Origin of the sequence: Streptomyces sp. XY431 (genome assembly GCF_001279805.1) — a bacterium.
Classification (GTDB): Bacteria; Actinomycetota; Actinomycetes; order Streptomycetales; family Streptomycetaceae; genus Kitasatospora; species Kitasatospora purpeofusca.
Map to the genome: position 1 here is coordinate 38,849 of NZ_LGDO01000518.1, position 11,354 is coordinate 50,202.

The window sequence follows — 11,354 nt, forward strand, 5'->3', positions numbered from 1 at the left end:
ACGGCACGGGTCGGTCGGGCACGGAGTCCGTGGCCGCCGGTGGCGGGGGAGGGAGGACGAGGGCGGTCAGTCGAGCCGGTGGGTGCCGTCGACGAGCGCCGAGTGGGGCAGCCGGACCCGGACCACGGTGCCGTGCGGGGCCCTGGTCCCGATCGAGAAAAAGCCGCCGAGTTCTCTGGTGCGCAGGCACATCGAAGGAAGTCCGATTCCGCCGACCGCGTCGCCGGAAATGCCGATCCCATCGTCCTCGATGGAAAGGACGAGGCCCTCCGGGCCGATCGACGCGGAGATCCGGCAGAACGATGCCCCGGCATGCCGGACGACATTCGCGACGGCCTCGCCGGAGATGTTCTTCAATTCTTTTTGGACACGTGTCGGAAAATCGTCCAGCACGGCCGGGAGCTCGGTGACGACCCGGAGCCGGCCGGCCCCGGCCTCCTCGAAGGCGCGGGCCTGCCGGTGCAGGAACTGGCGCAGTGTGCCGGCGGCGGCGACGGTCCGGGGCTCGGAGGTGTCGAGGTCCCGGATCACCTGTCGGACATCCGCGATCGCGGTGCTGACATCCTCCCGGGCCTGGGCCAGCAGGGCCGGGGCCTGGTCGGCGTCGCCGGTCAGGTCGATACCGGCGAGTTCCATGCGCATGTGCAGAGCGGCCAGCCTGGGCGCCAGTGAGTCGTGCAACTCCCTGCGGACACGGCGGCGTTCGTCGAGTCGGGCGGCGGCGGCCGGACAGCCGGACTCCGCTTCGTCGACCGGCGTTCCGGCCGGTCGGGGCCGTGGCTGCGCCGGTGGCAGGCCGGCTGCGCCGAGGCCGGTGACCAGCCCGAGCAGGGTGTTCACCAGCCGACCGATCCGGTCGGAGGTGTTCCGTTCACCGCGCGTAGCGAGCGCTCCGACGCCGCTCATGGCCAGGTTTGTCGGTCTTCGGTCGGCCCTGCCGGAGGATTTGAGTATCTGGTCCAGCATGGTTCCTGAGATCCCCCCGTCGCTCGCGTCTTACCCACTGTGCACGGGCGTTCCTGGCGCGGGGAAATGGAATTCCTCGGGCATGTCCGAAAACAGGCACGGCGGACCTCTGAGTATCGGTCCGTCGTTCGTTTCCATGCCGTGATCCCAATCCACCCGGGACAAGACCTTAGGGGCGTGGTTGCGCAGGGCGCAAGGGTGGGAGGGCCGGGTGGGGGAGGGGGCGGTGACGGATTCGGACACTTGGTTGCACCCATGTGAGTGAGCACTTACCCTCATGGAGTCGGGCCACGAGCGAGACCGGCGAACGAGGCGCGCGGCGCCCCGCCGGCCGTCCCCCGGAGAGCCGAGGAGGCGACCCCATGGGCACATCCCGCACCACCGATCTGACGTTGGACCAGATCGTCGAGATCTACCGCACGATGAGTGTGATCCGGGCCTTCGAGGACCGTCTGCACGGACTGGCGAAGAGCCTCCCCGGCGCGGTCCACCTCTACAGCGGGCAGGAGGCCGTCGCAGCTGGTGTCTGCGCGGCCCTCGCCCCGGACGACTACCTCGCCAGCACCCACCGCGGCCACGGTCACGCGATCGCCAAGGGCTGCGACGTCGAGGCGATGATGAAGGAGTTGTACGGCCGGCCGGACGGGATCTGCGGCGGCAAGGGCGGCTCGATGCACATCGCGGACTTCGACCGCGGCATGCTCGGCGCCAACGGCCTGGCCGGCGGCGGCGTCCCGCTCGCCTGCGGGGCCGCACTGACGGCCCGTCAGCAGGGCACCGGCCAGGTGTCGGTGGCCTTCACCGGCGACGGCGGTGCCAACCAGGGCGCCGTGCTGGAGAGCCTGGTGCTGGCCCGGATGCTCGACCTGCCGGTGATCTTCGCGATCGAGAACAACGGCTACGCCCAGGCGACCCCGGCCGCCGCCCACTTCTCCGGCACCGACATGGCCCAGCGCGCGGCCGGCTTCGGGATCCCCGGCGCGGTGGTGGACGGCTACGACGTGATCGCCGTGCACGCCGCCACCGCCGAGGCGGTCCGGCGCGCACGGGCCGGCGAGGGCCCGACCGTGCTGGAGTTCCGGGCCGAGCGCTTCCACGGCCACATGGAGCTCTGGGACGACCAGTCCTACCGGCCGGACGCCGACCCGGAGCGGCTGCGCACCGAGTCCGACCCGCTGCTGCTGCTCCGCTCCCGGATCGCCGACGGCACCGTGGCCGGACCCGCCGCCTTCGAGCTGGACCGGGTCGACCGGGACGCGACCGCCCTGGTCGAGGCAGCCGTCGCGGCCGCCTCGGAGCCCTTCACGGCCGACCCGCGCACCCTGCTCGACCACGTCTACACCCGCTGACCCGCTCCGAGGAGGGAGTCCCATGCGCACGATCACCTACCAGCAGGCCATCGGCGAGGCGCTGGCGCAGCAGATGCGCTTCGATCGCTCGGTGGTTCTGATGGGCGAGGACAGCACCAATGCCTGGGGCCCGACCAAGGGCCTCCACCTGGAGTTCCCGGACCGGGTGCTCGACATGCCGATCACCGAGGCGGCCTTCGTCGGCGCCGCGGTCGGCGCCGCCGCGACCGGACTGCGGCCGGTGGTCGACCTGCTGTTCATCGACTTCGCCACCGTCGCCTTCGACCAGATCGCCAACCAGGCCGCCAAGCTGCGCTACATGGCCGGCGGCCGGATCTCGGTGCCGCTGGTGCTGCGCGCGATGTGGGGCACCGGCCTGCGCCGCGGCGCCCAGCACTCGCAGGCGCTGCACCCGCTCTTCGTCCACCTGCCCGGCCTCAAGGTGGTCGCGCCGTCCAACCCGTACGACGCCAAGGGGCTGATGGCGCAGGCGCTGGTGGACGACGACCCGGTGCTGTTCCTGGAGCACAAGATGCTCTACTTCGTGCCCGGCGGTGTGCCCGAGGAGCCGTACGCGATCCCGTTCGGCTCGGCCAAGGTGGTCCGGCCCGGCACCGACTGCACGGTGGTCGCGATCGGCCGGATGGTGTCGGTCGCGCTCGCCGCCGCCGAGCAGCTGGCCGCCGAGGGCGTGCAGATCGAGGTGATCGACCCCCGGACCCTGTCGCCGCTGGACACCTCGACCATCTACGGCAGCGTCGAGCGGACCGGGCGGCTGGTCGTGGTGGACGAGGCCCACCCGCGCTGCAGCCTGGCCACCGACATCGCCGCGCAGGTCGCGCAGGACCGTTTCGCCGCCCTGCGCGGGCCGGTCAGGATGGTCACCGGGCCGCACGCGCCGGTGCCGTTCAGCCCCGAGCTGGAGGACGCCTTCGCCCCCGGCCCGGACCAGGTGGCCGCCGCCGTGCGCGCCACCGGCCTGGTGAAGGACGCGGCCGTCCAGCCGCGCTGACGATCGATCAGTTTCCGTACCGCTGTGCTGCCGGGCCCCGAACGAGGGCCCGCCGACCGAGGAGGAACCGAGTGACGTCCCAACCGTTCGTGAAGCAGCCCGACGAGGGCCGCGCCATCTGGCACGTGGGCGCGCTGCTCCAGTTCAAGGCGACCGGCGCCGAGACCAATGGACAGTTCTGGCTCGCCGAGCAGCTCTCCCCGGCGGGCTACGCCTCGCCGGTCCACCTGCACACCCGCGAGGACGAGTTCTTCATCGTCCAGGAGGGTGAGATGGTGCTGCGGATCGGCGACGACGAGCACAAGGTCGGCCCGGGCGCCACGGTCTTCGCGCCGCGCGGCATCGCGCACCAGTACCGGGTGGAGACCGAGGGCACCCGCTTCCTGGTGCTCGGCACCCCGGCCGGTTTCGAGGAGTGGTTCTTCAAGACCGGCGAGCCGGCCACCAGCCTGGAGCTGCCGCCGCCGCTCCAGGGCCCGCCGGACTTCGCCCGGCTGCTCGGTGAGCTGGCGCCGCTCGGCGTGCAGCTGGTCGGGCCGCCGCCCGGTGTCGGCGGGCCCGCCGGGCCGCCGCGCTGAGCGGTGCCACCGCTGAAGCCTGCCTCGCCGGCCCCGGCGCCCCTCGTGGGCGGCGGGGCCGGCGCGCCGTTCGGGGTGCCCGGCGAAAGAGGTGAGCGGGTACTCACCTGCACGCTATCCTTCGGGTGCCCCTCCGCAGCCGCGGCCCGCTCGGAAGCCGGCCGCCCCGTTCCTTCGGAGCCTTCATGAGTATGCGCGAGCAGATCGTCGACGCCGCCGAGCGGGTGATCCGTGACCTCGGCCTGGCCCGCTGCACCACCAAGGAGATCGCCGAGGTGGCGGGCTGCTCCGAGGGCACCATCTACCGGCACTTCCGCAGCAAGGAGGACGTCTTCCTGGCCGTCCTCGCCGAGCGGCTGCCCGGCCTGCTGCCGGTGCTGCGGGCGCTGCCGGAGGAGATCGGCAGCGAGGGCGAGGTGCGGGCGTCCCTCCAGCAGGTGGCGGAGGAGGCGCTCGCGTTCTACCGCGCGTCGATGCCGATGCTGCTGTCCGTCTTCGCCGAGCCCAAGCTGCTCGACCGCCACCGGGAGTGGATGCAGGCCAACAACGCCGGGCCGCACCGGGCCGTCGAGCTGCTGGCCGACTACCTGCGCCGGGCCCAGCGGACCGATCTGGTCAGCCGGGACGCGGATCCGGTGGCGTCCTCCCAACTCCTGCTCGGCGCCTGCTACCTGGCCGCCTACGGGGGCGTGTTCGCCGCCCCGGGCACCGGGTCGGAGCCGCTGCGGGAGGCGGAGGCCTTCGTCCGGCAGCTCTGGCGGACGCTGGCCCCGGCCCAGTCGGCGCCGGCGCCGGCGCGGGGCCGCGCCAAGGCCCGCTGAACCACCGGGCCCGCTGAACCACCGGGCCCGCCGAACCGCGGAGTGGCCTGTCGCCCGGCGAGAACCGCCGGGCGACGGGCTTTTCGCACGCCCGGGACCGGATCCGCGCCGGTGCCGGCTTCGCACGCCCGGGACCGGACTCCGCGCGGGCGTGCGGCAACGGGGAGGGGCGGACGGCCCGTGGCCGCCCGCCCCTCCCCGCGCTCCCGCCGTGGTCAGCCCTGGAGCCCCAGCACCTGGGCCGCCGCCTCGACCTGGCCGAGGTCCCCGGCGCAGGGCATCAGCAGCAGCTCGTCGCAGCCCGACTCGGCGTACTTGCCGACCAGCCCGCGCAGCTTGCCGGGGTTGTCGGCCGCGCCGCGCAGGATGTGCTCGACGAACGGCCCGGCGTCGCGGTAGTACGACCGCAGGTACCCCTCGGTGTGCTTGGTGCCGTCCGCGCCGAGCGCGAAGTAGGCGAGCGCCACCAGTCGGGGTGCCCCCTCCCGGCCCTCGGCCGCCCACTGCTCGCGCAGCGCCTGGGCGCCCTGGGCGAACATGATCGGGCCGGTGCCGCCGCCGATCCACCCGTCGCCCAGCCGGGCCGCCCGGGACAGCGCGGCCGGGGAGTGCCCGCCGAGGATCAGCTCCGGCCCGTTCGGCCGGATCGGGGCCGGTCCGACCGAGGGCTCCCGGCCGGACTGCGCGTCGGCCCAGTGCCGCCGCAGCTCGGCCACCTGGGTGCCGGTCCGGGCGCCGCGGCCGGCCTTCTCCACCTGGCCGACCTCGAAGTCGTCCGGCCGCGAGCCGACCGCCATGCCGAGGGTGAGCCGGCCGCCGGAGAGCCGGTCCACGGTGGCCGCCTGCTTGGCCAGCAGCGCGGTGTTGGCGCGCAGCGGCGAGATCAGGATGCTGGTCGCCAGGCCGATCCGCTCGGTCACCGCGGCGGCCGCGGCCAGCGTGGTGAGCGGTTCCCAACTGCTGTGCACCAGACGGTCGATGGTGCCGAGGGTGGAGTAGCCGGCCTGCTCGGCGAGCCGGGCCCAGGCGACCACGTCGGCGCCGGCCGCACCGGCCAGCGAGGTGGGGAGTCCGATTCCGATCTTCATCGCGTTCACTCGCCTTCGAGCGGCTGGTCGTGGCGGCGGGAGAGCACGTTCTCCATCGAGGCCAGCCGGAAGAACGCCTGCGCGCCCTCACGGCTGGTCATGTCGCGCGGGACGGCGAGGTGCTTCTCCAGCTCCCGCTCGAACTCGCGGACGGCGGGCTGCTGGCTCATGTGCGCGGCGACCAGCGGCAGCGGGCCCTCGATCTCGATCACCCGGACGGCCAGTTCCTTGCCGACGAAGGCCTGGGTGCCGAGGAGCTTGCCGACCACGGTGCCGTCGGGGCTCTTGACGTCGAAGTCCGGGCGGCCGCTCTTGCGGAACAGGTCCTTGACGATGTCCTCGCTGCCCGGCAGCAGCGGGTAGTACAGCGCGTGCCACGTGCTCATGGTCGTCTCCTGGGTTCTCCGGGCCGGGCTCGGCCCGTCGGTGGGTGTGGGGCGGTGCGGGCGGGGTCTCACTGGCTGGTGGTGACGCCGCCGTCCACGTACAGCACCTGGCCGCTGATGAAGCCGGCCCGCGGCGAGGCGAGGAAGGTGACCGCGTCGGCCACCTCGTGCAGTTCGGCGGTGCGGCCCAGCGGGATCCGGCCGAGCACCATCCGCATGAACTCCGGGTTGCTCGCGTTCTCCTGGACGAAGTCGGTGCGGACGAAGCCGGGGGCGACCGCGTTGACCGCGATCCCGTGCCGGCCCCATTCCGCGGCCAGCTGCTTGACCAGCAGGTCCAGTCCGGCCTTGCTGGCGCCGTAGGCGCTGAAGCCGCGCCGGGCGCCGAACTTGCCGCGCACCGAGGAGAGGTGGACGATCCGGCCGCCGCCGGCCGCGATCATCGCCCGGCCGACCGACTGGGAGAGCCAGAAGGCGCCCAGCAGGTTGGTGTCGACGATGGTGCGCCAGTCCTCCTCGGAGATCTCCTCGGCGCCGACGGTGACCAGCGCGCTGGCGCAGTTCACCAGGACGTCGATGCCGCCCCAGTCGGCGGTCACGGCCGCCACCAGCCGGTCCACGTCGGCGCGGTCGGCGACGTCCACGGCGTGGGGCGCCACCGTGCCGCCGCGGGCGGCCAGCGGCGCGAGCCGCTCGGCGGTCTCCTCGGCCTTCTTCAGCGAACGGCCGGCCACCGCGACCCGGGCGCCCTGGGCGGCGAGGTCCTCGGCGACGGCGGCGCCGATGCTGCCGTAGCCGCCGACCAGCAGGACCCGGCTGCCGAGGAACTCCCGGTCGGCGGGGACGCGTTCGGGTGCAGGTCGGGGCGGGGCGGCGAAGCCGGGGGGCGGCCCGCTGGCTCCCGGCGGGGGGCCGCCGAAGCCGGCGGGCGGTCCTCCGAATCCCGGCGGCGGCCCGCCGGCCCCCGGGGGTGGCCCGCCGAAGCCAGGGGGCGGTCCGCCGGCGCCGGGGGGCGGTCCGCCGCCGGGGCGTCCGCCGGGCGGCCCGGACGGTGGGGTCGGTGCGGCTGCCGTCATGACAGCACCTCCCTGTCGCGTGTCGGTGGTGCGGGGAATCCGACGGGGCGTCGGATCGGGGGACGCCGGGGGTGGTGATGAGCCCGGGCCCGGTGCTGTCCGGGTCCGCTCGGCCGGCGTCGGGTCCGGTCCCGCCCGGTGCGGGCGGGACCGGATTCAGTTCGCGTCGGGTGCGCCGGGCAGGCCGAACAGCCCGGCGGCGTTGTCGTGCCGGATCCGCGCGACATCGGCCGGGGCCAGGCCGAGCCCGTCCAACCGGGCCAGCGAGGCGTCCAGCGGCGCGCTCATCGGCGGGGAGTCGGTGCCGAACATGACGTTGCCGGCCCCGAAGGCGTCGACGGCGGCGGCCACGGCCCGCAGGCTCGGGGTCGCGGTGTCGACGAAGACCCGGCGCAGGGCCTCGGCCAGCGGCGGGACGACGGGCCCGGTCGGCGCGGCGCCCGGGCCTCCCGGTCCGCCGGGTCCCCCCGGCCTGCCCGGCCCACCGGTCCCTGGTCCGCCGGGACCGCCGGCCCCGGGACCGCCGACCCCCGGCGGAGGCCCGCCGGGAGCGCCGGCCGGAGGTCCGCCCGGCGCACCGCCGGGAGGCCCGCCCGGGACCGCGCCCGGCCGGCCGAAGGTGACCGGCATCCGCCGGGCCAGCTCCAGCCGCTCCAGCAGCAGCGGCAGCCCGCCGCCGCAGACCGGGGCGACGATCCGCAGTTCCGGGTACTTCTCCAGCCACCCGGCGAACAGCACCGCCGCCGTCCCCAGCGTGACGTCGCACGGCCGGGCGATCTGCTCGACCAGCCGCAGGTCGTCGAGCTCCCCGGCCCCGGCCGGTTCGGCCGGCGGGTGCAGCATCACCGGGGTGCGGTACTGCGCGGCCATCGCGAAGAAGGCGTCGGCCTGCGGAGTGTCCAGGAACCGCCCCTCGATGCTGGAGTTGACCATCAGTCCGACGAATTCGTCCTGCTCCAACCGCTTGGCGGCGGCAGCGAGTTCGGCGTCGGAGCCGAGCGGGTTGGTGTAGACGTAGCCGCGCAGCGCCGCGGGCCGGGCCCGGACCTGCTCGCCCAGCCAGTCGTGGAAGCGTTCGAGGGTGTCCAGCGGCTGGCGGTAGTTGTCCAGCCCGGGCGTGCGCACCATGGTGCCCGCGCCGACGGGACTGCCGACCAGGGACATGGTGATCCCGGCCGCCGCCTTGAGCTCCACCATGCCGTCGACGTCGACGAGGCTCGGCGGCATGGGGAAGCGGCGGAAGAGTTCGGGCGACGTGATGTGGCCGTGCACATCGATCGTCATCGGCTCGGCACCTCCTGGGATGTCCGCCGGCCGGTCGGCACGGCGGGGTGGTCGCGGGCCCTGGGCTCTCGGTGAGTGAGTGCCCGCTCGCACCGTAGGGTGCGTCCGGTGGGCGCGTCAACATGGCCCGGAATCCGGGAGGTTGGTGCAACGAACCGGCTGGGCGGACGGCCCGGAACGGCCGGGACGCGGTCCGTGACGGCCGGGGCGACGTCCCAGCCCGGTGGAGACGGATGCCTCCTGACACTGGGACCGCCCGGCGGCAAGGATGAGGCGGCGGGGCAGCCCCGGGGGCCGAGATGCCCCGGCCCCCGGGGTCCCGTGTCTCTCGCATCGGGCGACCCCGCCCCGGTTCGCCGCATCGACGCGGCGGACATTCCGCGATCCCGGATCGATTCGAGGAATCGATATGAAGGACATGAAGGATAATTCGGACGTCTGGTTGGTTACCTCGTCCAGCGTTCAGCTCGGCACGCTCTGGATCATGAAGACCTCGATCCTGCCGATGCTCAACTCCCTGCCCTACGACCGGTACGTCAACACCTGCCAGCTGATCGACATGCACGTGTTCCACCCGATCGCCTTCTGGAACGGCCTGGCCACCGCCGCTGTCGGCGCCACCAAGGCCGTCCGGTCGGAGAGCAAGGTGGCCAAGGTGCTGTACGCGGCCGGCACCGTCGGCATGGCGACCGTCGCGGTCGCCTCCGAGGGTGTCAACCGGCCGATCTGGCGCCAGATCGAGCGCTGGAGCCCGTACCGCGACACCGATGCCGCGTGGCGCGGCAAGCGCCGCCGCTGGCACCTGGCGCACGAGACCCGGACCATGGGCGCGATCGGCGCGGCGGCCTGCTTCGTCCTCGCCTCGCTCATCTGACCGGTCCGCTCCCCGCACCTCGCGCCGCAGTGCGCACCGGCCGGCTCCCGGAGCCTCCCCGTACCCAGGACCGGCCGCCGCCCCACGCCCACCCGGACCGCCCTCGGCCGCGCACCGGCCGGGGCCGTCCGCCGAGCAAAGGACTGTCATGACCTCGTCCACCGAGAGCGCGGTGGAGGCCAACAAGGCCCTCATCCGCGAGCTGACCGAGCGGGCGTTCAACGACGGCGACCTCTCCGCCATCGGTGACCGCTTCGCCGAGGACTACGTGGTGCACGCCCCCGGCCTGCCCCCGATGCCCCCCGGCCCGGACTCCTTCCGGCAGGCCGTGCTGCTCTGGCGCAACGCCTTCCCGGACGTCAACGTGACCGTGGAGGACGTGGCCGGCGACGGCGACCGCGTCTACGCCCGGTTCACCACCCGCGGCACCCACCAGGGCCAGCTGTTCGACATCCCGCCGACCGGCAAGCCGGTCACCGTGCACGAGATGTCCTGCCACCGGATCGTCGACGGCCGCGTCGTCGAGTCCTGGATCGGCGACAACGTGCCCCGGATCCTGCTCGACATCGGCGCCATCCAGCCGGTCGGCCGCCCGCAGCACTGAAGCCGCGGCGCCGAACACCGGCCCGGAAGAGCCCGCCGAGAGTCCGAGAGAGTCCGAGAGAGTCCGAGAGAGTCCGAGAGAGTCCGAGAGAGCCCGTACCCCGAGGGGAGCCCGCATGCACCGCACACTGATCATCGCCCGGATGCTGCCCGGCGCGGAGGGCGACGTCGCCCGCGTGTTCGGTGAGTCCGACGAGACCGAACTTCCCCGTCTCGCCGGCGTCACCCACCGCTCGCTGTACAAGCTCGGCGATGCCTACGTCCACCTGCTGGAGACCGACGACCCGGGTCAGGAGGCGGTCGACGCCGCCCGCCGCCACCCGGAGTTCGCCCGGGTCAGCGAACGGCTCACCCCGTTCATCTCCCCCTACCTGCCCACCTGGCGTTCGCCGCAGGACGCGGTCGCCCAGTGCTTCTACACCTGGGAGTCCGGCACCGGCGGTCGGTGAGCCCGCCCTCCGCCGGCGGCGCCGGCCGAACGGGGGCCCGTTCACCCCGGACGGCCGCGCCGCGGGGCCCAGGAGCAGTCCCTACACCGGAGAAACGAGAGGCAGCACCATGACCGACCACCAGGCCGGCGGGACGACCACGGTCGTCACCGCGGAGGAGATCGAGAACGTCCTCATCACCAGCGCCGGCGCGGCGCCGGACGTGTTCGAGGGCTCCCGGCACGTCCCCCTGGAGGAGCTCGGCCTCGACTCGCTGGCCGTGCTGGAGCTGGAGGCGGTGATCGCCGACCGTTACGGCCTGAAGGTCCCGGACGGCGCCGTCGCCCTCAGCGTCGACCAGATCGTCGCCGAGCTGCAGACCGCCGGGGCGGTGGGCTGAGCGATGGCCGGACACACCGAGAACAGCATTGTCATCCAGGCCCCGCTCAAGCTCGTCTGGGACGTCACCAACGACGTCGCCGGCTGGCCGGATCTGTTCACCGAGTACGCGTCCGCCGAGATCGTCGAGCGCCGTGGCGAGACCGTCCGGTTCCGGCTCACCATGCACCCGGACGAGGAGGGCCGGATCTGGAGCTGGGTCAGCGACCGCACCGTCAACGTCGCCGACCGCACCGTCCACGCCCACCGGGTGGAGACCGGCCCGTTCGCCTACATGCAGATCCACTGGCGGTACGAGGAGCTGCCCGAGGGCGGCGTCCGGATGACCTGGATCCAGGACTTCTCCATGAAGCCCGTCGCCCCGGTCGACGACCAGGGCATGACCGAGCGGCTGAACATCAACTCGCCCGTGCAGCTGGAGATCATCCGGCAGAAGGTCGAGGCCCTCGCCGCCGGTTCCACCGCCGTCCCCGCCGAAAAGGAGTGAGCG

General features: G+C 73.6%; 14 protein-coding genes. 9 read left to right on the forward strand and 5 right to left on the reverse strand.

Annotated features, from left to right (window positions below; genetic code table 11):
• Nucleotides 1-66: 66 nt before the first annotated feature.
• Nucleotides 67-906, reverse strand: a complete 840-nt coding sequence (locus tag ADK60_RS39100) for a sensor histidine kinase (RefSeq protein WP_052709497.1) — start codon at nucleotides 904-906, stop codon at nucleotides 67-69.
• A gap of 422 nt (nucleotides 907-1,328) precedes the next feature.
• Here ADK60_RS39100 and ADK60_RS39105 point away from each other — a divergent pair, with 422 nt between their 5' ends.
• The 4 genes from ADK60_RS39105 (at nucleotide 1,329) to ADK60_RS39120 (ending at nucleotide 4,726) form a co-directional block, all read left to right on the forward strand.
• Nucleotides 1,329-2,315: a thiamine pyrophosphate-dependent dehydrogenase E1 component subunit alpha gene (locus ADK60_RS39105; protein WP_045942349.1), complete on the forward strand. Its 987-nt coding sequence runs from the start codon at nucleotides 1,329-1,331 to the stop codon at nucleotides 2,313-2,315.
• Between the two features lie 22 nt (nucleotides 2,316-2,337).
• Nucleotides 2,338-3,327, forward strand: coding sequence for an alpha-ketoacid dehydrogenase subunit beta (locus ADK60_RS39110; protein WP_045942348.1), 990 nt, complete (start codon nucleotides 2,338-2,340; stop codon nucleotides 3,325-3,327).
• Nucleotides 3,328-3,398: 71 nt separating this feature from the next.
• Complete coding sequence (locus ADK60_RS39115) at nucleotides 3,399-3,905, forward strand: quercetin 2,3-dioxygenase (RefSeq protein ID WP_030396600.1); 507 nt, start codon at nucleotides 3,399-3,401, stop codon at nucleotides 3,903-3,905.
• A 185-nt stretch (nucleotides 3,906-4,090) separates the two neighbouring features.
• Nucleotides 4,091-4,726, forward strand: a complete 636-nt coding sequence (locus tag ADK60_RS39120) for a TetR/AcrR family transcriptional regulator (RefSeq protein WP_045942347.1) — start codon at nucleotides 4,091-4,093, stop codon at nucleotides 4,724-4,726.
• A gap of 215 nt (nucleotides 4,727-4,941) precedes the next feature.
• Here the strand turns inward: ADK60_RS39120 and ADK60_RS39125 are convergent, their stop codons facing one another.
• From ADK60_RS39125 to ADK60_RS39140, 4 genes are all read right to left on the reverse strand, one after another.
• Nucleotides 4,942-5,814 carry an LLM class flavin-dependent oxidoreductase gene (locus ADK60_RS39125; protein ID WP_045942352.1) on the reverse strand — a complete coding sequence of 291 codons (873 nt, stop codon included), beginning with the start codon at nucleotides 5,812-5,814 and terminating at the stop codon, nucleotides 4,942-4,944.
• A gap of 5 nt (nucleotides 5,815-5,819) precedes the next feature.
• On the reverse strand, nucleotides 5,820-6,200 hold the full coding sequence (locus tag ADK60_RS39130) for a SchA/CurD-like domain-containing protein (protein WP_030396597.1): 381 nt from the start codon (nucleotides 6,198-6,200) through the stop codon (nucleotides 5,820-5,822).
• Between the two features lie 68 nt (nucleotides 6,201-6,268).
• A complete protein-coding gene (locus tag ADK60_RS39135; protein WP_234371471.1) occupies nucleotides 6,269-7,276 on the reverse strand; it encodes an SDR family NAD(P)-dependent oxidoreductase in 1,008 nt (335 codons plus the stop codon).
• A 156-nt stretch (nucleotides 7,277-7,432) separates the two neighbouring features.
• Complete coding sequence (locus ADK60_RS39140; protein ID WP_053651671.1) at nucleotides 7,433-8,560, reverse strand: amidohydrolase family protein; 1,128 nt, start codon at nucleotides 8,558-8,560, stop codon at nucleotides 7,433-7,435.
• Between the two features lie 409 nt (nucleotides 8,561-8,969).
• Between ADK60_RS39140 and ADK60_RS39145 the strand changes: the two genes are divergently transcribed.
• From ADK60_RS39145 to ADK60_RS39165, 5 genes are all read left to right on the forward strand, one after another.
• Nucleotides 8,970-9,434, forward strand: coding sequence for an anthrone oxygenase family protein (locus ADK60_RS39145; RefSeq protein ID WP_231978553.1), 465 nt, complete (start codon nucleotides 8,970-8,972; stop codon nucleotides 9,432-9,434).
• A gap of 148 nt (nucleotides 9,435-9,582) precedes the next feature.
• Nucleotides 9,583-10,038 (forward strand): ester cyclase, encoded by a 456-nt coding sequence (locus ADK60_RS39150; RefSeq protein ID WP_030396593.1) that lies wholly within the window; start codon nucleotides 9,583-9,585, stop codon nucleotides 10,036-10,038.
• A gap of 115 nt (nucleotides 10,039-10,153) precedes the next feature.
• Nucleotides 10,154-10,486, forward strand: coding sequence for a TcmI family type II polyketide cyclase (locus ADK60_RS39155; RefSeq protein ID WP_030396592.1), 333 nt, complete (start codon nucleotides 10,154-10,156; stop codon nucleotides 10,484-10,486).
• A gap of 109 nt (nucleotides 10,487-10,595) precedes the next feature.
• A complete protein-coding gene (locus ADK60_RS39160) occupies nucleotides 10,596-10,865 on the forward strand; it encodes an acyl carrier protein (protein ID WP_030301380.1) in 270 nt (89 codons plus the stop codon).
• 3 nt (nucleotides 10,866-10,868) lie between these two features.
• Complete coding sequence (locus tag ADK60_RS39165) at nucleotides 10,869-11,351, forward strand: SRPBCC family protein (protein WP_053651672.1); 483 nt, start codon at nucleotides 10,869-10,871, stop codon at nucleotides 11,349-11,351.
• Nucleotides 11,352-11,354 lie beyond the last annotated feature (3 nt).